The sequence below is a fragment of the Pseudonocardia sp. MH-G8 genome, from assembly GCF_002262885.1.
In the GTDB taxonomy this organism is placed as follows: domain Bacteria; phylum Actinomycetota; class Actinomycetes; order Mycobacteriales; family Pseudonocardiaceae; genus Pseudonocardia.
The window spans coordinates 192,997-216,607 of the sequence record NZ_NKYF01000012.1 but is presented as its reverse complement, the minus strand read 5'-3'; the positions used below and the strand labels follow the sequence as shown (position 1 = coordinate 216,607).

Annotated in this window: 19 protein-coding genes; 4 read left to right on the top strand and 15 right to left on the bottom strand. The window is 73.6% G+C overall.

Going from position 1 to position 23,611, the window contains the following annotated elements; translation table 11 throughout:
* Positions 1-20: 20 nt before the first annotated feature.
* From CFP66_RS25760 to CFP66_RS25725, 8 genes are all read right to left on the bottom strand, one after another.
* Positions 21-1,001 carry an ABC transporter permease gene (locus CFP66_RS25760; RefSeq protein WP_094927733.1) on the bottom strand — a complete coding sequence of 327 codons (981 nt, stop codon included), beginning with the start codon at positions 999-1,001 and terminating at the stop codon, positions 21-23.
* Positions 1,001-3,523 carry an ATP-binding cassette domain-containing protein gene (locus CFP66_RS25755; protein WP_094927732.1) on the bottom strand — a complete coding sequence of 841 codons (2,523 nt, stop codon included), beginning with the start codon at positions 3,521-3,523 and terminating at the stop codon, positions 1,001-1,003. The genes CFP66_RS25760 and CFP66_RS25755 overlap by 1 nt, the downstream gene beginning before the upstream one ends.
* A 13-nt stretch (positions 3,524-3,536) precedes the next feature.
* Positions 3,537-4,670, bottom strand: coding sequence for a substrate-binding domain-containing protein (locus CFP66_RS25750; protein WP_094927731.1), 1,134 nt, complete (start codon positions 4,668-4,670; stop codon positions 3,537-3,539).
* Positions 4,667-5,695: a sugar-binding transcriptional regulator gene (locus CFP66_RS25745; RefSeq protein ID WP_094927730.1), complete on the bottom strand. Its 1,029-nt coding sequence runs from the start codon at positions 5,693-5,695 to the stop codon at positions 4,667-4,669. Before CFP66_RS25745 ends, CFP66_RS25750 begins: the two co-directional genes overlap by 4 nt.
* 565 nt (positions 5,696-6,260) lie before the next feature.
* Positions 6,261-7,628, bottom strand: coding sequence for a tripartite tricarboxylate transporter permease (locus CFP66_RS25740; RefSeq protein WP_094927729.1), 1,368 nt, complete (start codon positions 7,626-7,628; stop codon positions 6,261-6,263).
* On the bottom strand, positions 7,625-8,080 hold the full coding sequence (locus CFP66_RS25735; RefSeq protein ID WP_094927728.1) for a hypothetical protein: 456 nt from the start codon (positions 8,078-8,080) through the stop codon (positions 7,625-7,627). Before CFP66_RS25735 ends, CFP66_RS25740 begins: the two co-directional genes overlap by 4 nt.
* Positions 8,077-9,357, bottom strand: a complete 1,281-nt coding sequence (locus tag CFP66_RS25730) for a hydroxymethylglutaryl-CoA reductase, degradative (protein ID WP_094927727.1) — start codon at positions 9,355-9,357, stop codon at positions 8,077-8,079. The genes CFP66_RS25735 and CFP66_RS25730 overlap by 4 nt, the downstream gene beginning before the upstream one ends.
* 103 nt (positions 9,358-9,460) lie before the next feature.
* On the bottom strand, positions 9,461-11,383 hold the full coding sequence (locus CFP66_RS25725; protein ID WP_233159713.1) for a helix-turn-helix domain-containing protein: 1,923 nt from the start codon (positions 11,381-11,383) through the stop codon (positions 9,461-9,463).
* An 88-nt stretch (positions 11,384-11,471) separates the two neighbouring features.
* On the opposite strand from CFP66_RS25725, the gene CFP66_RS25720 reads away from it, so the two are divergent.
* Both CFP66_RS25720 and CFP66_RS25715 read left to right on the top strand, forming a co-directional pair.
* Positions 11,472-12,437 carry a ketopantoate reductase family protein gene (locus tag CFP66_RS25720; protein WP_094927726.1) on the top strand — a complete coding sequence of 322 codons (966 nt, stop codon included), beginning with the start codon at positions 11,472-11,474 and terminating at the stop codon, positions 12,435-12,437.
* Between the two features lie 173 nt (positions 12,438-12,610).
* The gene (locus CFP66_RS25715; protein ID WP_094927725.1) at positions 12,611-13,489 is read left to right on the top strand and encodes a LysR family transcriptional regulator; all 879 of its coding nucleotides are present in this window, start codon (positions 12,611-12,613) and stop codon (positions 13,487-13,489) included.
* Positions 13,490-13,526: 37 nt separating this feature from the next.
* Here the strand turns inward: CFP66_RS25715 and solA are convergent, their stop codons facing one another.
* The 5 genes from solA to CFP66_RS25690 all read right to left on the bottom strand — a co-directional run bounded on the left by solA (position 13,527) and on the right by CFP66_RS25690 (position 19,108).
* On the bottom strand, positions 13,527-14,666 hold the full coding sequence (solA, locus tag CFP66_RS25710; protein WP_094927724.1) for an N-methyl-L-tryptophan oxidase: 1,140 nt from the start codon (positions 14,664-14,666) through the stop codon (positions 13,527-13,529).
* The gene (locus CFP66_RS25705) at positions 14,663-16,027 is read right to left on the bottom strand and encodes a sodium/glutamate symporter (protein WP_094927776.1); all 1,365 of its coding nucleotides are present in this window, start codon (positions 16,025-16,027) and stop codon (positions 14,663-14,665) included. The genes solA and CFP66_RS25705 overlap by 4 nt, the downstream gene beginning before the upstream one ends.
* 89 nt (positions 16,028-16,116) lie before the next feature.
* Entirely contained in the window at positions 16,117-16,746 is a 630-nt protein-coding gene (locus tag CFP66_RS25700) for a DAK2 domain-containing protein (protein WP_094927775.1), read from the bottom strand.
* Complete coding sequence (locus CFP66_RS25695; protein WP_094927723.1) at positions 16,743-17,756, bottom strand: dihydroxyacetone kinase subunit DhaK; 1,014 nt, start codon at positions 17,754-17,756, stop codon at positions 16,743-16,745. Before CFP66_RS25695 ends, CFP66_RS25700 begins: the two co-directional genes overlap by 4 nt.
* Positions 17,756-19,108 carry an MFS transporter gene (locus CFP66_RS25690; protein ID WP_094927722.1) on the bottom strand — a complete coding sequence of 451 codons (1,353 nt, stop codon included), beginning with the start codon at positions 19,106-19,108 and terminating at the stop codon, positions 17,756-17,758. The genes CFP66_RS25695 and CFP66_RS25690 overlap by 1 nt, the downstream gene beginning before the upstream one ends.
* An 88-nt stretch (positions 19,109-19,196) precedes the next feature.
* Between CFP66_RS25690 and CFP66_RS25685 the strand changes: the two genes are divergently transcribed.
* Together CFP66_RS25685 and CFP66_RS25680 are read left to right on the top strand one after the other, a co-directional pair.
* Positions 19,197-20,084, top strand: a complete 888-nt coding sequence (locus CFP66_RS25685) for a dihydrodipicolinate synthase family protein (protein WP_094927721.1) — start codon at positions 19,197-19,199, stop codon at positions 20,082-20,084.
* Between the two features lie 30 nt (positions 20,085-20,114).
* A complete protein-coding gene (locus tag CFP66_RS25680) occupies positions 20,115-20,798 on the top strand; it encodes a GntR family transcriptional regulator (protein WP_198961665.1) in 684 nt (227 codons plus the stop codon).
* Here the strand turns inward: CFP66_RS25680 and CFP66_RS25675 are convergent.
* Together CFP66_RS25675 and CFP66_RS25670 are read right to left on the bottom strand one after the other, a co-directional pair.
* On the bottom strand, positions 20,788-21,927 hold the full coding sequence (locus tag CFP66_RS25675) for a M20 family metallopeptidase (RefSeq protein ID WP_094927720.1): 1,140 nt from the start codon (positions 21,925-21,927) through the stop codon (positions 20,788-20,790). The genes CFP66_RS25680 and CFP66_RS25675 overlap by 11 nt on opposite strands.
* Entirely contained in the window at positions 21,924-23,495 is a 1,572-nt protein-coding gene (locus CFP66_RS25670; protein ID WP_094927719.1) for a GMC family oxidoreductase, read from the bottom strand. The genes CFP66_RS25675 and CFP66_RS25670 overlap by 4 nt, the downstream gene beginning before the upstream one ends.
* Positions 23,496-23,611 lie beyond the last annotated feature (116 nt).

Sequence of the window (23,611 nt, the reverse complement as noted above, 5' to 3'; positions counted from 1 at the left end):
TCAGGTCCTTCCGTCCGGATTCAGCGCGTCGCGCGGCGCCGCAGGACGCCGAGCGCGAGCGCGAGCAGGATGAGCGCGCCGTTGAGGCCGTAGCGCCACGGCGCGCCGAGGCCCAGCAGTACCAGCCCGTTGGCGAGCAGGGTGACGAACACGGCGCCGAGCACGGTCCACAGCACGCTGATGCGCCCGCGCGGCGACGCTGTCGCCCCGAGGTAGACGGCGGTGAACGCGTCGAGCAGGAACGGCTGGGCCGAGCCGGGCACGGCCAGCCCGGTGCGCGCGGTGAGCATGAGCCCGCCGACCCCGGCCAGCAGGCCGCAGAGCACGAACCCGGACGCGAACGTCGCCCGCACCGGGGTGCCCGCCAGTGTCGCGGCGCGCGCGCCGGAGTCCACGAGCTCGATCCGGCGGCCCCAGGTGGTGCGGGTCGTCGCGAACCAGGCCACGGCGACCACGACGGCGGCGGCGAGCAGCAGCAGGCGGATCGGCCCCCACGAGTCGCTGCCGAACACCAGCAGCGGCTTCACGAGGTCGATCGGCGCTGTGAAGAGCTGCTGGGGCGTGCCGTTGTCGGACACGATGAGCGCGACGGCGGTGAGCACGAGGTTCAACCCGAGCGTCGCGACGATGGCGGGAACGCCGAGGTACCCGGCGAGCACACCGTTGACGACGCCGACCGCCAGCCCGACGGCCACCGCGATCAGCACCGCCGCCGGGGTGCCCTGCCCGTCGAGCAGGGCGCGGGCGGCCAGGTAGCCCGCGAGGTCGGCGGTGGCCGCGATCGAGAGGTCGAGGCCCTTCATCGACATGAGCACGCTCAGGCCGACCGCGAGGACGACGAGGACGGTGGCGTCCACGGCCACGGCCGCGAGGTTGCGCGGGTCGACGAACAGCGGCCGGGCGACCGCCACGGCCACCACCACCACGATCATCCCGAGGACCGTGGAGTACGACCGGAGGGGGTCCAGGCGGGACGGCCGGGACAGGGTCGGGGCACTCATCAGAAGATCACCACCTGTCCGAGGGCGCGGCGTCTGGCGACCGCGACGAGCACCGCCAGCAGGAGCACCACGCCCTGCACCCCACCGAGCCACTCGTCGGAGAGTCCGTTGGCGATGAGCCCGGCGCCGGTGGCCGTGACGAAGAGGGAACCGACGGCCGCGGTGGCCGGGTCGAAGAGGAACGTGCGGGTGAGCGCCGAACCGAGGAACGCGGCGGCCAGCGCGGAGACCAGCAGCTCCAGCGAGGCGTCGCGCGCGGTCGCGCCGCTGGCGTAGGAGGCCAGCAGCACGCCGGCGAGCCCGCTCAGGGCGCCGGAGATCGCCAGCGCGTTGACGGTGACCCACCCGGTGCGCACCCCGCGCAGCCGGGTGGTGCGCTCGTCGTCGCCGATGGCGCGCAGCCGCAGGCCCGTCGGGGTGAACCGCCACACCACGGTTGCGACGGCGATGACGACGACGGCCGTGATGACGATCGCGGGCACCGGTCCGACGAAGCCCTGGCCCAGCAGCAGGAACGAGCGGGCCGCCGCGGGCACCGCGAGGCCGCCGTTGATGCCCAGCGTGATCCCCACGAGGAGGAAGAGCATCCCCAGGGTCGCGACGAAGGACGGCACCCGCAGCAGCACCGTCACTCCCCCGTTGATCGCGCCGATCACCGCTCCCGCGACGATCCCCGCCACGAGCACCAGTGGGGTGGGGACGCCCGCGACCACGAGGGTGGCCGACACGGTGGCGGCGAGCTGGGCCACCGCACCGACGGAGAGGTCGAACGCCCCGGCTCCGAGGGCGACGGCGAGCGCCGCCGCCAGCAGCATCGGCGTGCCCGCCTGCCGGAGCACGTCCCAGAACCCGGAGGAGAGCAGGAACCCGGGCGACCCGGCGACGAGCGCCGCCACGACCGCGAGCATGGCGATGCCCACGCCGGCCTGGCGCAGCCAGGCCGGCCGGCGCGCGGCCGGCGCCGGGGCGCTCGCCACCGCGGCCGGCACCTCGCGATCCTCCGCTCCGGCGGCGCGCTCGGTCAGCTCCTTCTCGTCCACCTCGCCGCGGCCGACCTCCTCGGCCACCACGCCGTCGCGCACCACCAGGATCCGGTCGCAGAGGCCGATGAGCTCCTCGAAGTCCGAGGACACCACGAGGACGGCGGCACCGCCTGCCGCGAGCTCACCGAGGTGGCGGTAGATCTCCGCCTTCGCCGCCACGTCGACGCCCGCGGTGGGTTCGTCCACCAGGTACAGGCGCCCGCCGCGGGCGAGCCAGCGCCCGACCACGACCTTCTGCTGGTTGCCCCCGGACAGGGTCGCGACGTCGGACGCCGGTGAGCGCGGCACAATGCCGAGCCGTTCGACGAGGTCCTCGGCCGTGCGCCGCTCACGGCCCCCGGAGAGGACGCCGCCGCGGGAGTGGGCGCCCAGGCTCGACGCGGTGAGGTTGGTGCGGACCGACAGCCCGGGGAACAGGGCCTCGGTCCGCCGCTCCTCCGGCACGAGCGCGACGCCGCGGCGGACGGCGGCGAGCGGGCTGGACGGGGCCAGGTCGGCTCCGTCGAGGCGCACGTCACCGGTGGCGCGCCGGTCCCCGAACAGGGCCAGCAGGGTCTCGCTGGCGCCCGATCCCACGAGCCCGGCGAGCCCGACGATCTCCCCGGCCCGCACCGACAGGTCCATGTCGCGCACCAGCTCGCCCGAGCGCAGGTGCCGCACCTCGAGCAGCGGGTCCCCCGGGGTGTGGGGCACGTCGGGGAACAACGCGTCGAGGTCGCGCCCGACCATCGCCGCGATGATGTCCTGGGTCGACAGGCCCGCCGCGGGCGCCACGCTCGTGCGGCTGCCGTCGCGCAGGACGGTGACCCGGTCGGCGAGCGCGGTGATCTCGTGCAGCCGGTGGGAGATGTAGAGAACCGCGACGCCGTCCGCGCGGGCGGCGCGGATGAGGTCGAAGACGGATGCGGACTCGGCAGCACCCAGTGCCGCGGTGGGCTCGTCGAGGACGAGGACCCGGGGCTCGGCGGCCAGCGCGGCGGCGATCGACACCTGCACGCGCTGCGTCGGCGTGAGGTCGCCGACGATGTCGTCGGGGGCGCAGTCGGCCCCGACCCGCTCCAGCACCTGCCGCGCCCGCCGGTGCATCCCGGCGCGATCGAGGACGACCCCGGCGCGAACGCGCTCACGGCCGAGGAACATGTTCTCCGCGACCGTCATCCGCGGGGCCAGCGGCTGGTCCTGGTAGACGATCTCGAGCCCGAGTGCGCGCGCATCCTCGGGACCGGACAGGTCGACGCGTTGCCCGCCGACCTCGACGTGCCCCGCGGCCAGCGGGTTCACGCCCATCAGCGCCTTCACGAGCGTGGACTTGCCGGCGCCGTTCTGCCCGACGAGGGCGTGCACCTCACCGGCGAGGAGTTCCAGGTCGACGCCGTGCAGGACGGTGGTCGGCCCGAACCGGACGACGGCACCGCGCACGGCGGCGGCGATCTCGGCGCCGCCGGTGCCGGCGGGTTCGTGGTCGAGGAGCTCTGACATGTCGTCGTCCCCCTCAGCCGCGCGGGGAGACGGGTTGCATGACCACCACGTCCTGCGTCTGGGGCCACTGCCCGATGATCTCGGCCTTGTCGAGCTTGGTCTGCTCCCAGATGCCGGGCCCGTAGCGCCGCTCGGCGGCGGCGATCCCGTTGTGACGGGTGGCGACCCACGCGGTGGTGAAGATGTTGGGCGCCACCTCCTTCCCGTCCCGCGCGTCGAGCGCGGCCTGTGCCGCGAGCTGCCCGATGAGCTGGGCGTTCTGCACGACGGTGGCGACGAACGGGCTGTTGGGGGCGTAGAGCATCGGGAAGGTGGCGCGGTCGCCGTCGATCGAGGCGACGGCGATCTCCGGCCGGTTCGCCTGCTGGATCGCCTGCACGGCGCCCGAGGTCATCTGGTCGAAGGCACCCCACACCCCGGCGATCGACCCCTGGTCCGGGTTCGAGGTGAGGATCGCCTGCATCTGCGACTGCACCCGCGCGGGGCTGAAGTCCGAGGGCTGCAGGTGCAGGGTGACGTCCGGGTAGTCCTCCACCATGGCCTGCAGCACCCGCAGCCGCGTCTCGAGCAGCGGCGCGCCGGGCACCCAGAAGGCGTAGAGGTCGCCGCGGTAGTTCATCGCGTCCAGCAAGGAGCGGCTCATCATCTCGGCCATCAGCGACTCGTCGCCGCCGACGTCGGTGACCGCACCGGGGACGGTGGAGCCGACGCCCGCGGTGACGACGACCACGCCCTTGCTCCGCGCCTGCGCCACCACCGGGCCGAGCTGCGCGGGGTCGCCGAGCTCGATGAGCAGGACGTTGACTCCTGAGTTCACCAGCGTCTGGATGTTGTTGATGTGGCGGGTGGCGTCGCCGCCGCCGTTCGTCGTGGTCACGGTCGCGCCCGCGGCGCGGAACGCCTCCTCCGCGCCGGCGACGATGTCGCGGTTGTAGTCGTTGACGATCTCCCGCGCGGCGATGCCGACGGTGAGCGGGCCCTGCAGGTAGGGCGTCTGCTCGGCGCCGGCCGGCGTCGCGGTCGCCGGTCCGTCCGTCGCGTCGGTCACGGGCCCGTTGAGGGAGCAGGCGGAGGCGAGGGCGACGGCCAGGAATCCGGCGAGGAGCATGACGATCCGGCGAGCGCCCGTGATCGCGGGTCGGTTCACGGTGTGGTCCTTCCGGGGTGCGGGGGGAGGGGTTCGGGCCGGCGCCCCGGCGCGGCCGCGAGGAGGGCCTGCGCGGTCGGGGTGTCGGTGACGACGGCGTTCGCGAGGCCGCCCGAGAGCGCGGCTCTCAACGCCGTGACGCGTTCGGGGCCGGCGGCGGCGGCCACCCGCAGCGGGCGCGAGCGGAGGGCGTCGAGGTCCACGGAGAGCGTCCGCTCGGCGAGGTCGCCCCCGACCGGACGGCCGGCGGCGTCGAAGAACCGGCCCACCGCGTCGCCGACGGCGCCCTGCTCCTGCAGCCGGCGCAGGCTCGCGTCGTCGAGGTAGCCGTTGGCGAACAGCGGGGTCGTCGGGGTCACGTGCCCGACCCCGAACATGCAGATGTCGGCGCGCGCCGCGGTGTCGAAGGCGGTGCTGATGCCGCGGTCGGCGCGCAGGCTGGCCACGGTGGCGGCGTTGTCGACGTACAGCGGGGAGGCGATGAGGATCTCGTGGGCGCCCAGCGCGTCGGCCACCGCGGAGACGGTGCGCATCGGGTTGACCCGCGTCGGGTCGCTCGGGGCCGCGCCGGCGAGCTGCACGACGGTGACGTCGAGGACCTCACCCGCAGTGCGCCGCAACGTCTGCAGCACCTCCGCGGTGCGCGCGATCCACTCGTTGGGGTTGGAGCTCCAGCCCAGCCCGATGACGTTCCCGGGCTCGAGGCGGCGGGCGAGGATGTCCGCGCAGCCCTGCCCGAGGTCCACATTGCCCGCGCCGTCGGTGTCGGCGGGGTCGACGACGACGACCTCCTCGAGGCCGTAGGCGGACTCGAGCGCGAGCTCGGTCTCCACCTGCCGGGTGATCCCCGAGACGATCTCGATCCGCACGATGCCCGACGCGCGCGCCTGGGCGACGAGGCGTCCGGCGGTGGCCCGGCTCACCCCGAGGTGACGGGCGATCTCCAGCTGGGTCTTGCCCTCCGCGTAGTACATGACCGCGGCACGGACCAGCAGGCGTTGTTTGTCGACGTTCGGCAGGGGCACGCTCTCACTCTTCCTTGAGCATATGCTCACAGCTTGCGCATATGGTCGAAGAGTAGGCCGCGCTCGTAGAGAAGGTCAAACACACGAGTCGAGCGCCACCCCGCACGAGTCGAGCCACTCCCCCGCGAGTCGCGGCACCACCCCCGCAAGTCGCGGCGCTCCCCGCGCGAGTCGGGGCCTGAGTGCGGCGAGCACGGTGGCGCGGTCCACGTGTGTCGCGGGCGAACGCCATCGCGTGATCAGGCCCGGCGTGCGGCGATCGCGGCGATCGCGGCGAGGGGGGTTGCCGGCCGATTTCCGGTGGTCACCGGGCCGGTGCGGAACGGCCCGATCGGGGGCGTTGCCGAATCGGGCCGCGGATGCCCGGTCGTGATCGTTGCGAGAAGCACCTGACCGTCACCGCGACAGCACCCACGCACTGTTCGCACCGATCACAGACCATGATCACTTCGACCAGCACGCCACTGCCGAAGCGCCCGCCCTCAGGTACTGATCAGGCCGATCACCGCGCACCGCCTCCCGGCCGGCAGCGCCCGCGGAGCGGGCCGAATCGGCAGCAGCAGATCTAGCCGAGGAGCGTCGGGACGAACAGCGCGGCGGTGTAGTAGGCCATGAACTGCACGCCGGCGTGCATGCCGAGCAGCTTGTTCATGAGCCCGCCGAAGATGCCCACGGTGACGGCGACGAGCAGGCCGAGGATCCCGCCCTCGTACACGGAGATCACGAGGATGAGGCCCGCGAACGTGCCGATGACCGCTTCCTGGCTCAGCCGGCGCACCACCCAGGCGGCGGCGGTGCGCGCGTAGTTCATCGAGAACGGGTAGGCGACCACCACGCCGAGGAGGACGGCGAGCATGCCGTAGCCGAGGAACTCCCACGGCGACAGCAGGTCGTGCAGGTTGTGCGACTCCCCCGAAGCGGCGTCGATCGTGTACACCGGCGGCGCGTTGAACAGCGGGGCCGCCGGCCCGGCGGCGACCGGGCTGAGCGGGAGCCCGATCGCGACGAGCGGGATGAGCGTCTCGGCGATGTAGGTGGACTCCGTGACGCCGTTCTTGACCGCCATCATCGTGGTCAGCCGGTGGTAGGCGTGCTTGGTGCGGGCGCCCACCGCCTCGCCCAGCACCACCGTCATCGCGACCGGGCTGAGCACGAACGTCAGGCTGGAGACCACGGCGCTCGCGCCGGTGGTGGTCTTCTGCGACCGGTCCAGGACCTTGAGCGGGTTGGGGAACCAGCCCTTCCAGCTCTTGACGTCGGGGGCGAGGAAGAAGGTGCGGCGGGTCTGCTCGCGCATCGACTCCCGGGCGAACGGTGAGGAGAGCCGGAACAGGTCGGCCACCAGTGGCCCGATCGCGATGCCGAGGAAGAAGCTGATGCTCAGCGACGAGCCGTTCAGGGGCGTGACGAACGCCTGGAGCGCGGCGATGACCAGCACCATCGGGACGAGGCCCGCGACCGCGGCCCAGCGTCCCCGCGAGAAGTAGGCGATGAGCGCCGCGGCGGCCGGGAACACGTACGGCGCGACGGCGGTGACCTGATCGGCGAACGGCGCGATCAGCGCCGCCGCGCCGACGGCCACGGGGACCGCGATGAACGCGGCGATCGCGGCGCCGGAGATCGCCTTGTGCAGCGCGATGTGCGGCACCCCGAGCCTGCGCAGCAGGTTCGCCTCCCGCAGCAACGGCACCGCCATCGTGTCCCCGGGGATGCCGAGCAGCGCAGTGGGGATCATGTGCGTCATGTGCTTGGAGACGGCACCGGCGAGGAAGAAGGCGAGCACGCCGGGTGCGGGGACCCCGACCAGCACGACCAGCAGCGTGAGCGGGGCCAGGGTCGCCGTCTCGTCGGTGCCGGAGACGAGGCCGATGGCCGAGAACACGACGGCGCCGAGCAGACCCATCCCGAGCGCGACGAGAATGGTCGAGATCATCGTCGGACCGCCTCCTGGTCCGGCACCTGCGGTGCGGGCGCGGCCGCGTCCTGGTCGGGCGGTCCGGTGAACAGGTCCTCGATGGCCAGGTCGCGCAGCTCCTGGCGGGTCGCCTCGGGGAGGTCGTCGATGCTCCCGAGCTCGCCGGACTCGGCGATGAGCTCGCGGATCGCCTCCTCCCGCGCGCCGTCGTCGGTGGGTTCCTCGACGAGGGCGCGCTTCGGCGCGAAGAGGCGGGCGCAGATCGCGCCGGCCACCAGGCACGCGACGAGCCCGACCAGCAGCGCGTAGGTCTTGGCGAGCTGGGGCGGAGCGAACTGCCCGAAGAACAGCGCCGCGAGGAGGTAGGAGGGCAGGCCGAGTGCACAGCCCAGGACGACCGACCAGCGGAGGTGGACGACGTCGACGACGTCGCCCCATACCTCGGCGAGCTGGTCCGGACGCTCGGTCATGACGCCGACCCCGACCGCAGCTCGGCGAGCACCCGCTCGGCGTGGTCGGCGCGGACCATCCGGTCGGCGACCAGCCGGGCCACCACTGCGGGGACCTCCGCGGCGGTGGCACCGGCGGTGGAGGCGACGTTGCGCGCGTGCAGGGACATGTGACCGCGCTGGATGCCCTCGGTGGCCAGTGCCCGCACCGCGCCGAGGTTCTGCGCCAGCCCGACGGCCACGATGATCTCGGCGAGCTCGGCGGCGGTGGTGACGCCGAGCAGCGCGATCGCGGCCTGCGCCACCGGGTGCAGCTTCGTGGCGCCGCCGACGAGCCCGACGGGCATCGGCACCTCCAGCGTGCCGACGAGGTTGCCGTCGGCGTCCTCCTCGAAGCGCGAGAGCGAGGTGTAGCGCCCGCCGGACGAGATCGCGTGCGAATGCGCACCGGCTTCCACCGCGCGCGTGTCGTTGCCGGTGGCCAGCACGACCGCAGAGATCCCGTTCATGATCCCCTTGTTGTGGGTGGCGGCGCGGTAGGGATCCGCCTCGGCCAGCGCGGCGGCGTGCACGATGTCGTCCACGACCGCGGCGCCGCCGAGCGTCTCGGCGTCGAACACGGCACGCGCGCGGGAGAGGCGCAGGTCGGCCTTGTTGGTCAGGATCCGCAGGAGCGTGCGACCGCCCGCGATCTGCCCGGCCCGGTCGGCGACGGCTTCGGCCATCGTGTTCACCGCGTTGGCGCCCATCGCGTCGCGGACGTCGACCTGCAGGTGCGCGACGACGTAGGTCCCGGCACGGGATCCGACCACGCGCACGGCGATGTCGCGGACCCCGCCGCCCAAGCGGACCAGCTGGGGATCCTGGGCGTTGGCCAGCTCGATGAGCTCCTGACGGGCCTCGAGCAGCCGCAGGCGGCCGGCCTCCGGATCACGGACCCCGATCACCTGCACCTGGGCCTGCATGATCGCCTCGGTCGAGGAGGTGGAGAACCCCCCGTGGACGCGCGCGACCTTCGCCGCGTTCGACGCCGCGGCCACGACGGAGGCCTCCTCGCTCGCCATCGGCACGAGCACCTCGCGGCCGTTGACGACGAAGTTCGTGGCGACGCCCAGCGGCACACCCAGCACACCGACGACGTTCTCGATCATGTGGTCGGCGAGCCCGATCCCCATGCCGTGCTCCGGGGCGAACGCGGCGACCCGCTGCGGGTCGATGCCGGCGGACTCGGCGACGAGCGTGCGCCGGGCCTCGACCGGCAGATCCCGGAGGCCGGGGATACGGCTGGTGTGCGACATGGGCTCCCTCCCTGCGATGTGCCGGGACCGTAGCGGGGGCCACCCGCGCGCAGCATGGACTGACGGTCCAGGATCCGACGGCCCGGTGTGGTCCGTCGGACCACTACTCGCTCGGTGCGGACATGCGGGCCAGGCGTACCGCCACGCCGATCCGGAACAGCCGGTCTGGCTCCTGCCAGCCCTCGCCGAGGAGCTCGGAGACCCGGTCGAGCCGCTGGATCACGGTGTTCTTGTGCACGTGCAGCGCCCGCGCGGTGGCCACCGGGCTGCACCGGTGGTCCAGGTAGGCCGACAGCGTCTCGAGGAGGGCACCGCCGCGTCCGTCGTCCCGGTCCTGGACGGGTCCGAGCACCGCGCGCACGAACGCCGCGACGCGCGCCTCTCCCGGGCCGAACAGCGCCGCGTAGGGCAGGTACTCGTCGGTGGTCACGGCCACGTCGGTCAGGCCGATCGAGGGCAGGACGCGCGCGCAGGCCGCCGCGGCCTCCACCTGTTCGCGCACATCGAGGGCACCGCGGTCGAGGCGGGCGGCCACCGCGAGCACCGGAGCGCCGAGCACCTCGCGCACGGCGGACCGGACCGAGGCGGCCACGGCGGCCGGGTCCGACGGCGTGCCGAGCACGACGACCCGGTCGGCGTGCTCGCCGACCAGCCCGCCCGGCGCCACCGCCCGCCCGGCTGCCCGCGCCGCGCGTCGGCGGTCCTCGACGGACACCGGCAGCACCACCACCGAGCGCAACGCGTCGACGCGCACACCGCGGGCCTGCGCGCGTTGCGCGACCCCCGTCCTGCGTCGAGAATCGTCGGAGAGCATGTCGGCGAGCAGGTCCCCCCGCACCCGCTGCTCCGCCTCGACCAGCGCGTCCTGCTTCAGGCTCAACAACGCGGTGATCTGGGCGGCCCGCTCGGCCGTGCGGTGCTCCACCGCCCCGAACTCGACGGCGCCCGGCTCCAGGACCAGCGCTCCCAGGAACGTCCGGCCCGCGACCACGGCCACGACGACACCCGCGCGCTCACCGTGCAGCGGAACGCACCGGCCGCTGCGGCGGCTGTCCTCGACCGCCGCCCGCAGCGCGTCCCGGTGATCGTCGATCCAGGCCGGTGCGGCGTCCCCGCCACCCGGGCGCAGCCCGTCGTCGACGATCGTGACCCCGCACCGCAGCGCGCGCCCGAGCGCCGCCGCGACGTCCGCCGCGTCCCCGCCCTGCAGCACGAGGGCGGTGAGGTCGGTGTGCACGTCGCTGGCCCGTTCCATGGCCTCGACGTGGCGCGCCAGCTCGCCGTAGGCCCGGTGCGTCTCCTGCGCCGCCTCCTGCGTGCGGGCCAGCAGCCGCGCGGTCTGCAGCACGACCGCGGCGTGGTCGGCGAACGCCGAGAGCAGCGAGATCTCCTCCGGGGAGAACGCGTGCTCCACCCGGTTGGCCGCGAACAGCACACCGATCACGTCGTCCCCGGCCAGCAGGGGCACCCCGAGCAGCGACACGAGGCCCTCGGCGGCGACCGCCGCGTCGATGCCCTCCTCGTGCGGGGCCTGGGTCATGCCGGCGTAGCGCGAGGTCCACCGCGGGCTGCGGCTCTCCACCACCAGGCTGGCCAGGCCCATTCCCGGAGGGACCCGCAGCCCCGGGAACGACGGCGCCACCGTGCCCAGCGTGGTGCGCACGCGCAGCTCCCGGCTGCCCGTGTCGAAATCGGACAGGTAGGTGACGTCGGTGCCGACCAGGTCGTGCGCCCGCTCCACCAGGCGCTCCAGGAGCTGGTCGACGTCGCGCAGCTGGGCCAGTTCCCGCGCGCTGGAGAACAGCGCGGCGAGCTCCTGCCCGCGCCGGCGCCACCGCTCCGAGCCGGCCCGCAGGCGGCGCACGCCGTCGCCGACCCGCGCGGCGTCATCGGCGGAGAGGTCCAGATCTGCGATCAGCGCGCCGAGATCGCCGTCCCGCTCGCCGTGCTCGGCCGACGCTGCCGCGAGCAGCCGCACGACGGCGTCGACCGGCAGCCGTCCGGGCGTGTCCGAGGATGCGTCCACGTGCGCAGCTCCCGCCGATGGGAGGTCCGATCGACCATGGGTCCACCGGTCTTCGTGGACGGACAGTACGGCCTGAGAAGCTGGGTCCATGAGGTACGTGGTGATCGGAGCAGGCGCCATCGGCGGCACCATCGGGGCCCGGCTGGCCGAGGCGGGACGGGATGTCGTGCTCGTGGCGCGCGGAGCGCACCTCGACGCCCTGCGGGAGTCCGGGCTGACCCTCGACGAGCCGGGACGCTCGCGCACGCTGCGGCTGCCCGCCGCCGGCGGCGTGGACGAGATCGGGTGGCAGGACGGCGACGTCGCCCTGCTCTGCACGAAGACCCAGGACACGGTGGTGCTGCTCGACGCGCTGCGAGCGGTCGCGCCGGCCGTCCCCGTCGTGTGCGCGCAGAACGGCGTGGCCAACGAGCGGTTCGCCGCGGACCGGTTCGCGTCGGTGCAGGCGATGTGCGTGGTGCTGCCTGCCGAGCACCTCACGCCCGGCCGGGTCGTGGCCTACTCGACACCGGTGCCGGGCATCCTCGACATCGGCCGCTGTCCGGAGGGGGTCGACGCGGTCACCGAGGTCGTCGCCGCCGACCTCACGGCCGCCGGTTTCAGCGCGCGCACGGACCCCGCGATCATGCGCGCGAAGTACCGCAAGCTGCTGCTGAACCTCGGCAACGCCGCCGAGGCGGCGTGCGGCCCGGACGACCCGGACCTGCGCGAGCTCGCCGACCTCGCCCGTGCTGAGGGCGAACGGTGCCTCGCGGCCGCGGGGATCGACGTGCAGTCGCGCGAGGAGGAGCGCACCCGCCGCGGCGGGTTCATCACGGAGGAGCCCGTGGACGGCGCGGCACGGCAGGGCGGCTCGACCTGGCAGAGCCTGCGCCGCGGCGCAGGCTCGGTCGAGGCGGAGTACCTCAACGGCGAGATCGTCGCGCTCGGCCGCGCACACGAGGTGCCCACCCCGGTCAACGCGCTGCTCCTGGACACCGTGGCGGAGATGGCGGCGAGCACCGAGGCCCCAGGCAGCCGGAAGGCGCAAGGACTGCTCGCCACCGTGGGGTAAGCGCTCACTTCGCACACCCAGCAGTCACTTGGCACACCGCCCGCCTTGTGCGAAGTGGAGGCTGGGTGTGCGAAGTACCTCCGGCACGCGGACGCGTCAGGCGGGCGGCGCGGGCCGGGCCGGGCGCCGGAACCGGGAGATAGGTTCGGTTCCCGACGGGCGAGGAGGCACCGGTGGTCGAGCTGCGCCAGCTGCAGTACTTCCTGGCCGTCGCGGAGCGGTTGAGCATCACCGAGGCGGCACGCGACCTGCAGATGGCCCAGCCCGCGCTGAGCCAGGCGATCACCAGGACGGAACGCCGGCTCGGCGTCACCCTGTTCGACCGCAGCCACCGCCGCCTGCGCCTGACCGCCGCGGGCGCCACGCTCGTGCCCGAGGCCCGCGAGCTCCTCGCGCGGGCGAAGGTCCTGCACGCGGCGGTCGGGCGGGGTGGGCCCGAGCGCACCTCGCTGCGCATCGGGTGCATCGCCTCCGCCGTTTCCGGTCTGCTCCCACGGGTACTGCCGCCGTTCCTCGCGGCCCACCCGGAGGCGGTGCCGGTCGTGCGCGAGATGGGTCAGCGCGCTCAGGCCGGCGCGCTGCGCGACGGCGCGATCGACGTCGGGATCTGCCGGATGTTCGACGGCGGCGACGACCTCGACCTCGTCCGGCTCACCGACGAGCCGCTGCACTGCCTGCTCCCGGCGGAACACCGGCTCGCCGACCGCCCCGCCGTCGACCTCGCGGACCTCGCGGGCGACGAGGTGGTCTGCTTCCCGCGCGACCTCGCTCCCGTCGCCCACGACACGATCATCAGCGCCTGCGTCCGCGCCGGGTTCTCCCCGCGGATCACCCAGGAGGCGGGCAACGACCAGTCCATCTCCGGGATCGTGGCCTGCGGGCTGGCCGTGGCCATCGTCCCGGAGTCGACGACACGGCTGCGGATCGACGGGCTCGTGCACCGCTCGCTGACCGACCCCCTCGCGGTCACGCCCCTGTCGGTGATCCTCAGCGCCACGGCGCCCTCGCCGATCGGCACCGCGTTCCGCGACGCCGTGCGCGCCGCCGCCTGACCGCGACACCCGTGCGGCCAGACCCCGACTCGCGGGATCAGTGGGTCGCGGCGAAGCGGGTCGGGTCCATGCGCGCGACGTCCAGGTCCGTGCCGCCGTCGAGGGCCAGGTCGGCCGCGGCCCGGCCGACGACCGGCGCCAGCTTGAACCCGTGACCGGAGAACCCGGCCAGCACGACCACCGACGGCGCATCGGGGAGCGCGCCGACCAGCGCGGTGCGGTCGGCGGTGTAGCCGTCCATGTAGACGCCGTGGCGGATCGGGTCGGGGTGCAGGCCGGGCAGGAAGCGGCGCACCGCCTCGGTGAGGGGCCGGAGCGCTGTCTCCGGCAGGTCGCGGGTCAGCGACTCGGGTCCGTCGAGGGGAGCCCACACGTCGGCGAAGCCGCACTTCACCGAGACCCCGTCGAGCACCGGGCAACCGAACAGGTGCACGCCGTCGGTGTCGCGGATGAACGCCGGGAACCGGTCCGGGAGGTAGTCCCGCACGGCGTCGGGGACGAACCAGGTGAGCACGATCGGCTTCACGGTGATCCCCAGGTTCGGCACCAATCGGCCCGCCCACGGCCCGGCCGCGACGACGACGCGCCGCACCCGGTACCGCGCGTCGTCGGTGACGACCGTGGCCACGCCGTCGCCGGGCTCGATCGCGCGTACCGGCGTGCGCTCGTGCAGCCGCGCACCGCGGGCCCGGGCCTGCTCCACGGCGCTCAGCACGCTCAGTTCGGGGCGCAGCATCCCGCCCGCCGCGTCCATGATGCCGATCTCGCCCTCGTGCAACCGGTGCTGCGGGTGGCGCGCGGCCAGCTCGTCGCTCTCCAGCACCTCGTGATCCAGGCCGTGCTCGAGCACCGAGCGCCGCACGTTCTGCATCGGTGCGAGGTCGGGCACCCCGATCGAGAGGCACCCGGTCGGGGTGAACAGCGGCCTGCCCGAGGCCTGCATCAGCTCCAGCCACAGCTCCCGCGCCCGCCGCAGCAGGGGCACGTACTCCGGACCCTCGTGGTAGGCCATGCGGAACAGCCGGGACTCACCACCCGCGGCCCCGCGGTCGTGGGCGATGCCGTACTGCTCGAACCCCAGGACGTTCGCGCCGGACGCGGCCAGCTGCCAGGCCGTCATCGCGCCCATCGCGCCGAGTCCGACGACGGCGACGTCGGCGTCCGTGTTCCCGCTCATGCGGCTCTCTCCTCTCCTGCCCGTGCGGTCGTGCGGCGCGGACGCGCCCAACCCATGAGGAACGGCAGCGCAAGGGCGACGAGCCCCAGCGCCGTCCAGCCCGAGGCGATCGCCCAGCCCGCGCCGACGATCACGATCAGCGGGGTCAGCGCCACGCTCGCGGTCTCCAGCGGCGCGACCGGCAGGTAGGCGATCCCGAACTCCTCGAGGGTGCCGCTCTCCAGCTCCGGGTCGACCATCCGCAGCAGGGCGATCGATGTGGCGACGGCGCCGGTGGCCCAGCCCCAGGTGAAGATCGCCTTCTCGAACCACGCGCCGTGCATCAGCGCCGGGGCGACCCAGCGGAACATCACCAGGCAGAACGCCAGTCCGATCACGGACAGCACGGCCAGCGGCAGCCAGTAGTCCGCGACGAACCGCGGGACGATCGAGGCGATGCCGCACACGATGAGCACATCGGTGGCCACGCCGGAAAGGCTCTTCATGGTGCGCGCGTCCACGTAGGACCAGGCCGGCGTGCGCCGCAGGACCAGCTTCACCAGCAGCCCGACGATGAAGGCGAGCGCGAACACCGGCGGGGAGAACTGCGGGTAGATCGCCGTGGAGAGCTCCGCGATCCCGTACGCGGCCGCGGCGACGGCCGCGATCATGCAGATCTGCAGGCCCAGCGGCTCGATCGCGGACGCCGACGTGGTGGCCGAGCCGATCGACCCGCGCCGCTCCGGGTCGCGCACGAGCCCGCAGCGCAGCGATTCCGGGAGGTCGGCGAACCGCCCGACGCCCGAGGCGTGGCCACGCCGGGCTCCCCAGTTGGCCCAGATGATCCCGCCGACGACGCCGACGAGCAACCCCACCGTCGCCGACGTGAACGCCAGCGAGCTGGCCTCCTGCCACCCGGCCTGTTCGAAGACGCTGCCGATCGCGGCCGCCGAGCCGAACCCGCCCGCCCAGCCGCCGAACAACAGCAGGCCGAACCCCTCCGGCGTGCCGAAGACCGGCACGAACAGGACGTAGGCGAGCACCATCCCGAGCCCGACCTGCAGCGCGTACATCGCCATCGAGTAGGACGAGAACGCCGCGGTGGACCGGCCGAACCCGCGCGCGCCGGCCTCGTCGCTGAACGGCAGGCACGCGAAGATCACGGCGATCAGCACCGAGGCGTAGGTGCCGAGCTGGTCGGAGAAGGGCAGCAGCCCCAGCACCTCCGGGCCGAGCAGCAGCCCGAGGAACCCCGCGATGACGCTCGCGGGCAGCAGGAGCCGCTGCGCGGGCACCACCCACCGGCGGACCAGCGTCCCGCCCAGCAGCAGGGCGCCGATCAGGCCGGCATCGGTCAGCAGTGACCAGGGGCCGTACTCCATCCGCACCTCCCGGATCGATGAACGATCTTCCTACCAACCCGGCAGGGGTGCGGCACAGGTCAACGGCATTCGAATCCGATGATGACGTCCTACGGGTTGCCGATGGTCGGCGCGGCCTCCAGCGGAGAGGGCACCTCGGCGTCCGGCACCGCGACCCGCGCGAGCGCCCGGAAGAACAGGGCGGTGCCGACGGCACCCGGGTCCGGGGCCCCCTTCGCCCGCTCCCCCACGTAGCTCGCCCGCCCCATCCGGGCCTGCAGCGCCGCGGTGTCGCGGGCACCCTCGACGGCGGCCCGGGCGGCGCCGGCGAGGTCGGCCGGATCCGTCTGGAGCGCCGTCACCGCCGGGGCGAGCGCGTCGACGAGCGTGCGGTCCCCGACCTGCGCCTCGCCGACGCGCTGGATCGCCGCCAACCCGGCCGCCGCGCCAGTGGCCCAGCCGCCCTCGGGGTCATCGGCCACCGCGTGGGCGAGCTCGGTGAACAGCAGCCCGAACAGCGGTCCGGAGGTACCGCCGACCTCGTCGAGGAACACCTCCCCCAGCACGGCGAGCGCGTCGGTGTCCGGACGCTCCTCCCGCACCGCGACCGCGCGGCGCAGGCCGCCGCGCAGGTTGTCGCCGAAGTCGCCGTCGCCGCTGTGGCGGTCCAGGTCGGTGAGCGCAGCGTGCGCGTCGGTGACGTCGTCGGCGTACGCGCGCAGGATGTCGGCGGTGTTCATCGGGCCTCCGAGGTGGTGCGCGGGAAAGCGGGGGTCTGCGTCGGCGCGGCCCACCACGGCAGCCACCGCGGCTGCGCGCGCGTCAGCGTCACCGAGAAGCCCGCCATGTCGATCGCGGGCACGAACGTGCCCACCAGCGCGCCCGCGACCGTCAGCCCGCGGGAGCCCAGGCCCTCGGCCACGAGGTCGTGCACGCCGTAGAGCTCCAGCAGCGAGGTGCCACCGAGCCCGTTGACGAGCACGAGCAGCTCGTCCGGGCCGGCGGGCAGTCCGGCGGTCAGCTCGTCGAGCATCCGGTCCACGAGCTCGGGCAGCGGTGGCCGGGCCACCGACTTCGCCGCCCGCTCGCCGTGAATGCCGACCCCGTACTCGAGGTCGGCGGGGTCGAGGTCGAAGGAGGGCTCGCCGGTGTGCAGCGACGACTGCGCCCGGGCCGCGACGGCGAGCGAGCGCGAGGCGCCGGCGAACTCGCACCCCAGCCCGGCCAGCTCGTCGAGCCCCAGGCCCTCGTCCGCGGCCGCGCCGAGCAGCTTCTCCACGATCACCGTGGCACCGGTGCCCCGGCGCCCGGTGGCGGTGTCCGCGCTCTCGGTGGCCAGGTCGTCGTCGACGAGGACGCGCCGGACCTCGATCCCGTCGTGGCGCAGCCGCTCGGCGGCGATCGCGAAGTTGATCCGGTCGCCCGTGTAGTTCTTCACGACGTGGATCACGCCGTCGGTTCCGGCGGCGGCGCGGCTGGCCTCCAGGACCTGCCGGTTGTGCGGCGACGCGAACACCTTGCCCGGCGCCACCGCGTCGAGCATCCCGCGGCCGAGGAATCCCGCGTGCATCGGCTCGTGCCCGGACCCGCCACCGGAGACGAGCCCGACCCGCCGGCCCTCGGCCCGGTGCCGGGCGGTCAGGTGCACGGGGTCGTCGTGCAGCGTGACGAGGTCGGCGTGCGCACGGGCGAACCCGCGCAACGCGGCCGGGACCGGGTCGTCCCCGGGCGGGAGGAACAGCACCGACATCAGAGGCTCTCCTTGTCCAGGGACGGGGCCTTCTCGACCGGGGAGTCGGGCCCGACGGGACGGTAGCGGGCCTCGCCCGCGCCCAATCGGGTGGCTGCGAGCGAGGAGAGCACCGCGATCCCGATCGCGTAGAACACCAGCCACGTCCAGTGCCCGCCGCCGGCGGCGAGCAGGGCGGTGCCGACCAGCGGCGCGAGGCCGCCGCCCAGGGTGGCGCCGATCTGCTGGGTGACCGACAGACCGGTGTAGCGCACGGCCACCGGGTAGAGGTTGGCGAAGAGCGCGGCCTGGGCCCCGTACATCGCACCGTGGCCGACCGCGAGCCCGAGCGACATCGCGAGCGTGGTGAGCCAGAAGTCGCCGGTCTGCACCATCAGGAAGAACGGCACCGCGAGCAGGATCTGGAACACCGCGCCGCCGATGTAGACCCGGCGGCGGCCGACCCGGTCCGACAGCGCTCCGAACAACGGGAGCGTGCCGCACTCCAGCAGGCAGGCGATCAGCACCGCGAGCAGTACCGGTTCGCGCGGCAGCCCGAGCTCGGTGGTGATGTAGGCGATCGCGACCACGTAGTAGACGTTGAACAGCCCGCTCTCGGCGATCTTGGCGATGATCGACATCACGACCTTCACCCCGTGCCGCGCGAACACCTCCTTGGCCGGCAGGCTCTGCACCTCGCGCTCGGCCCGCGCCTTGACGAACTCCGGGCTCTCGCTCACGCGCAGCCGGATGTACACGCCGACGAGGATCAGCAGGATGCTGGCGAGGAAGGGCAGCCGCCAGGCCCACGCGTCGTACGCGCCGGCGGGCAGCGTCGCGTCGAGCAGGGTCACCAGGCCCACCGGGAGCAGGACGCCGGCCGGCGTTCCGATGTGCACGAGCGAGGTGAAGAAGCCCTGCCGCCGCCGCGGGCTGTACTCCAGCGCCATCAGCACGCCGCCGCCGTACTCCCCACCCATGCCGAGGCCCTGGATCAACCGGATCAGCACGAGCAGCAGCGGCGCAGCGACGCCGATCGTCTCGTAGGAGGGCAGCAGGCCGATGGCGAAGGTGCCCATCCCCATCATCACCATCGTGATGATCAGGACGTTCTTGCGGCCCAGCTTGTCGCCGAAGTGCCCGAAGATCAGCCCGCCCAGCGGGCGGGCGAGGTAGCCGACGAAGAACGTCGCGAACGCGGCCAGCGTGCCCACGAGCGGGTCGCCCGCGGGGAAGAAGACCTCGTTGAAGACGAGCGCCGCCGTCGTGGCGTAGAGCGTGAAGTCGTAGTACTCGACCGTGGTGCCGAGGGCACTGGCCCACACGACCCGCTTGACGGGGGTCCCACCCGTGGACCCCGAGTTGTCGTTCATGGCACTCCCTCGTACCGACTGGCGTCTGTGAAATCTGACGGCTAATGTATCAGACACCAGATCGCGCACCTGCAACCCGAGGAGAACGATGAAGGACCTGGACCTGCACGGGATGATCTCGACCGTCGTCACCCCGTTCGACGAACGCGACGAGGTGGACCTCGAGCTCCTGCGGGCAGAGGTGAAGTACCTCCTCGGGGCGGGCGTCACCGCGATCTGCGCCTGCGGGAGCACCGGCGAGGGCCAGACGTTGTCGCTCGAGGAGAGCGCCGCGATCTGCCGGGTGGTCGTCGAGGAGGTCGGCGGTCGCGTGCCCGTCATCGGCGGCGTCATCCAGAACTCCACCGCGCAGGCCATCCGCTACGGCCTCGCCCTCAAGGACGCCGGCGTCGACGCCCTGCAGGTGACGCCCGTGCACTACGTCTTCGCCCCCTCCCCCGAGGAGACCGTGGAGCACTTCCGGCTGATCGGCGCTGCCACCGAGCTGCCGCTCGTGCTCTACAACGTGGTGCCGTGGGCCCTCGTCCCCGTCGACACGATCGAGCAGATGCACCAGGTGCCCCAGCTGGTCGCGATCAAGCAGAGCGGTGGGGACATCCACCTGCTCGCCGACCTGCTGCACCGCGTCCGCGACCGCTACCGGATCCTCGCCGCGCTCGACGACCTGCACTACCCCGCGTTCGTCATGGGTGCCCACGGCGCGCTCGCCGCGATCCCGACGGTCACCCCTGCGCTGTCGGTGCAGCTCTGGGACGCGGTGCAGGCGGGCGACCACGCGCTGGCCCTCGAGCTGCACGAACGCATCCTGACGGTGTGGCGCGCCATCAACGGCCCGAACCTGCCGGCCACCCTCAAGGCGGCGCTGCAGTTGCAGGGCCGCGACGGCGGTCTGCCCCGCCAGCCGTTCCGGCCGGCGAGCGAGGCCGAGCGCGCGCGGATCGCCACCGCGCTGCGTGCCGCTAACCTCATCGACTAGACATCACATACTGAGAACAGGGGGACCGCCGTGACCGTCGAGCCCGCCCGCGCCGCCCTGATGGTCGAGTCGATCGCCGACCAGCTGTACCGGATCCTCTGCGAGCGCATCACGAGCGGCGCGTTCGCTCCCGGTTCGCGCCTGGACCCGCAGGCGGTGGCGGCGGAGTTCGGCGTCTCCCGCACCCCGGTGCGCGACGCGCTGGCGCGTCTCGAGCACGACAGGCTGATCGAGACGCGCCCGCGCTCGGGCACCTTCGTCGCGCGTCCGGGCCTCACCGACGTCCACGAGGTGTGCCAGCTGCGCAAGGGCATCGAGTGGGTCGCCACCGGGCTCGCGACCGGCCGCATGCCGGAGTCCCAGATCGCCGAGCTGCGCGCCGAGGCCGTCGAGGCGCTCGCCGCCGCGGATACGGGCGACTACGAGCCCTTCTTCGCCAGCGACATGCGCCTGCACCGCGAGATCGTGGCGGCCACCGGCAACGAGCGGCTGATCGCCGCACGCGCCTCGGTGGAGCCGTTCGTGCAGTGGCTGCGGATCCTCGGGGCCACTGGCCCGCACCGGCTGGCCGGCTCCACCCATCGCCACCTGCAGATCCTCGACGCGATGGCCGCGCGGGACGCCGCGGGAGCCCGCGACGCCGCGGCCGTGCACCTCGACGAGGTCGAGGAGTGGACCGCCGCCGACATGGACTCCCACGCGATCACGACCTGAGCGCCCCCAGGTCGGCCGCGGTCCAGGCCATGGCGATCGCGCCGTCGAGCACAGCGCCGTCGGCCACCGGCGTGACGCACGCGGCGGCGAACTCGGGCTGGTGGTTCACCGCGGGGAGGCAGTCCAGCCCGAGCATCGGGTGGATCGAGGGCACGCGGTGCGACACGTTGCCCATGTCGGTGGCCGCCCCCACCATCGGCTCCTCGTCCGGGCCCGGGAACCTGCGTCCCAACGCCTCGGCGTTGCGGCGGTAGAGCGCCACCATCTCCTGGTCGTGCACGAGGTCGGCGTAGTCGGGGCAGCTGGGCTGCACCGAGAGTTCGCACCCGGAGCCGAGCGCACCGGCCTCGAAGCAGCGCAGCACCCGTTCCTTGAGCGGGGCCAGCGCCTCGATCGAGCCGGCACGGACGATCCAGTTGCCGGTGTTGCGGTCCGGGATGATGTTCGGCGCGAGACCGCCGTCGGTGACGATGCCCTGGATCCGCTCGCCGTCACGGGTCTGCTGGCGCAGCAGGCCGATGGCGACCTGCGCGATCGTCATCGCGTCGGCCGCGTTCACCCCCTGCTCCGGGTGCGCCCCCGCGTGCGCGGGCCGGCCGCGGTACTCGACGTCGAAGACCGAGACCGCCGACCCGCGCAGCGCCGCCGCCTCGTGCGCGGCGGGGTGCACCATCATCGCGGCATGCGCACCGTCGAAGGCGCCGCGGTCGATCATCAGGACCTTCCCGCCCCCGCCCTCCTCGGCCGGGGTGCCCAGCACCGTGACCGTGAGCCCCAGGTCGTCGGCGACGGGCGCGAGCGCGAGGCCCGCCCCGACCGCCGCCGCGGCGATGATGTTGTGCCCGCACGCGTGCCCCATCCCGGGCAGTGCGTCGTACTCGGCGCACACCACCACGTGGACGGGGCCGCTCCCGACCGTTGCCCGCACCGCGGTGGGCAGGTCGTAGCAACCGTGCTCGACGGTGAAACCGCCGTCGGCCAGCGCGTCGGCCACCCACCCGCTGGCCCGCGTCTCCTCGAACGCGAGCTCGGGGTGGGCGTGGATCCGGTGCGACAGGTCGCGCAGGGCGCCCTCCGCGGCGCGGATCCGGCCCGCGATGTCGGGCTTGACCCGGTCTACGGCGGTCACGCGCGCTCCAGACGGTCGGCCATCAACTCCCCCACCATGATGGCGGTCAGGTTGGTGTTGGCGCGGGGCACGGACGGGAAGATCGACGCGTCGACCACGCGCAGCCCGTCGACGCCGAGAACCCGGCAGGCCGGGTCGACCACCGTGGCGGCGTCGCCGGGATCGCCCATCCGGCACGTGCTCGTGGCGTGCTGGGCGTCCGCGGCGGTGGCGAGCAGGTGGTCGTCGAGCCGCTCGTCGTCGTCGAGCGCATCCAGCAGCCCGGCGTTCACGCGGTCGACGGAGCCGTCCGCGATGGCCGCGACCTCCGGGCCCCGTGCCATCTCGACCAGCGCCCGGATACCCGCCCGCAACCGCGCGCGGTCCCGCTCGTCCGACAACATGGATTCGCGGATCTCCGGTTGGGCGCGCGGGTCGCTCGAGGCCAGGGTGATCTCCCCCCGGGACCACGCCTGGTTCACCCACACCCCGAACATGCCCGCGCCGAAGCGGAGATCGGCCCGCTCCATCGCGAGCACGTTCTGGTTGAGCGACACGAACATCATGTCGAGCGGCTGCGCGTCGGGCACGTCGCTCGTGTAGCGGACGCAGACGTTGGTGTGCCGGTCGTCGGCGGTCCTGATCGCGGAGGCGGCGTCGAGCGGGATCGCGACGCCCGCCAGGGGGTGGTCCTGCAGGCCCTGCCCGACCGGCAGGTCCGCGACGACGTCGATCCCCAGCGCGCGCAGGTGCGCGGCCGGACCGATGCCCGAGCGCATCAGCACGGCCGGGGAGTGCACGGCCCCCGCGCTCAGCACGACGAGGTCGGCGCGCTCCTCCACCGCGGTGTCGCCTGCCAGGTACCGCACGCCCACCGCCCGGCCGTCGCGGACCAGCACGTGGTCGACGAGGGCGTCGCCCCGGACGGTCAGCGAGGCGCTCCCCCGGGCCGGCTCCAGGTACCCGTCGTTGACGGTGACCCTCCGCCCGTCGCGGGAGTTGATCGGGTACGGGGAGACGCCCACCGCCCCCGGCGCGTTGACGTCCTGCGCCCAGCTGTGACCGGCGGAGAGCGCGGCGGCCCGCAGCGCGGTGTCCACCGATCCCCACGCCTCCTGCGCCATCCGGAAGATCGGGGTGGGCCCGCCCCTGCCGTGGTACGGGGCGTCCCCGAACTCCTCGTCGTCCTCGGAGCGGCAGAAGTAGGGCAGCACGTCCTGCGGCGACCAGCCCGCACACCCCCAGCGGACCCAGTCCTCGAAGTCCTGAATCGGCGGCCGGATCGCGATCTGGCCGTTGATCCCGGAGCTGCCGCCGGTGCCGCGGCCGCGCCAGTACAACGCGGCGTCCTGCGCGTCGGTCCTGGTCGCGAGCACGTCCGGCCACATCAGACTGCCGCCGGCGGCCGGGTCGATCAGGGCGCGCAGCGGGTTCGGCGAGCGCCAGACCTCGGGCATCTGCGCCGAGCGGTAGTCCGGCCCGGCCTCCAGCAGCAGCACCCGCCGGCCCGCCGCGGCGAGCCGGGTGGCCAGTACCGCGCCGGAGGACCCCGCGCCGATCACGATCACGTCCCAGTCGTTCTCGGCCACGTACGATCCTCCGCGATCGTGGGCGGTGTCCGGTGCGACCCGCCCTCTCGTCGGTACTGTCGACCAGTCACCGACTCTCAGTCAATGGTGAAACTTCAGTTCCTGGTGAAAGATGT

Bases quoted from the DNA above. Each gene is read 5' to 3' on its own strand.
- CFP66_RS25695 (WP_094927723.1), bottom strand. From the start codon at position 17,756: ATGTCGGTGCTGTTCCTCCCGCCCGGGGACGACCCGGTCCCGGCCGCG.
- CFP66_RS25730 (WP_094927727.1), bottom strand. From the start codon at position 9,357: ATGTCGCACACCAGCCGTATCCCCGGCCTCCGGGATCTGCCGGTCGAG.
- CFP66_RS25705 (WP_094927776.1), bottom strand. From the start codon at position 16,027: ATGGAGTACGGCCCCTGGTCACTGCTGACCGATGCCGGCCTGATCGGC.
- CFP66_RS25760 (WP_094927733.1), bottom strand. From the start codon at position 1,001: ATGAGTGCCCCGACCCTGTCCCGGCCGTCCCGCCTGGACCCCCTCCGG.
- CFP66_RS25740 (WP_094927729.1), bottom strand. From the start codon at position 7,628: ATGATCTCGACCATTCTCGTCGCGCTCGGGATGGGTCTGCTCGGCGCC.
- CFP66_RS25685 (WP_094927721.1), top strand. From the start codon at position 19,197: ATGAAGGACCTGGACCTGCACGGGATGATCTCGACCGTCGTCACCCCG.
- CFP66_RS25735 (WP_094927728.1), bottom strand. From the start codon at position 8,080: ATGACCGAGCGTCCGGACCAGCTCGCCGAGGTATGGGGCGACGTCGTC.
- CFP66_RS25720 (WP_094927726.1), top strand. From the start codon at position 11,472: ATGAGGTACGTGGTGATCGGAGCAGGCGCCATCGGCGGCACCATCGGG.
- solA (WP_094927724.1), bottom strand. From the start codon at position 14,666: ATGAGCGGGAACACGGACGCCGACGTCGCCGTCGTCGGACTCGGCGCG.
- CFP66_RS25755 (WP_094927732.1), bottom strand. From the start codon at position 3,523: ATGTCAGAGCTCCTCGACCACGAACCCGCCGGCACCGGCGGCGCCGAG.
- CFP66_RS25700 (WP_094927775.1), bottom strand. From the start codon at position 16,746: ATGAACACCGCCGACATCCTGCGCGCGTACGCCGACGACGTCACCGAC.
- CFP66_RS25690 (WP_094927722.1), bottom strand. From the start codon at position 19,108: ATGAACGACAACTCGGGGTCCACGGGTGGGACCCCCGTCAAGCGGGTC.